This window comes from Pseudomonas sp. EL_65y_Pfl1_R83 (genome assembly GCF_963970695.1).
Lineage (GTDB): Bacteria > Pseudomonadota > Gammaproteobacteria > Pseudomonadales > Pseudomonadaceae > Aquipseudomonas > Aquipseudomonas tritici.
Map to the genome: position 1 here is coordinate 1 of NZ_CAXAQI010000337.1, position 481 is coordinate 481.

Consider the following 481-nt stretch of genomic DNA (forward strand, 5'->3'; position numbering starts at 1 on the left):
CCGTTCGACACCGTCCGCGCCGAGGCGATTGCGAAGCCACAAGTGTGGAATTTGCGCGACCTCGTAAAATTCGCCGCGATCATGGGGCCGCTCTCCTCGTTGTTCGACTTGCTGACCTTTGCCGGGCTGGTGCTGCTGTTCCATGCCGCACCGCCTGAATTCCGTACCGCGTGGTTTCTGGAATCGATGGCGACACAGGTGCTGGTGATCTTCATCATCCGCACCAATGGCAGGCCGTGGGCAAACCGCGCGAGCCCGATCCTGACGATGACGTCGCTCGGCGCGTTACTGGTGGCGCTTACCCTGCCCTTCACGCCGCTGGCGCACTGGCTGGGCTTCCAGACGCCGCCGCTGGCAATGACGGGCGGAATCCTTGTGGTGGTGGTCGCCTATCTGGCCTGTGCGGAGGTGCTGAAAGGCATTGCGATCAGGCCCAGCCGCCCATCACGCCATGCGCATCAGCGGACGTCGATACCCCGGT

At 63.6% G+C, this 481-nt stretch carries 1 protein-coding gene; it reads left to right on the plus strand.

Annotated elements, in window-relative coordinates; translation table 11 throughout:
• A partial coding sequence (locus AACY08_RS29170) for a cation transporting ATPase C-terminal domain-containing protein (protein ID WP_339472553.1) occupies positions 1–481 on the plus strand: 481 nt, incomplete at both ends.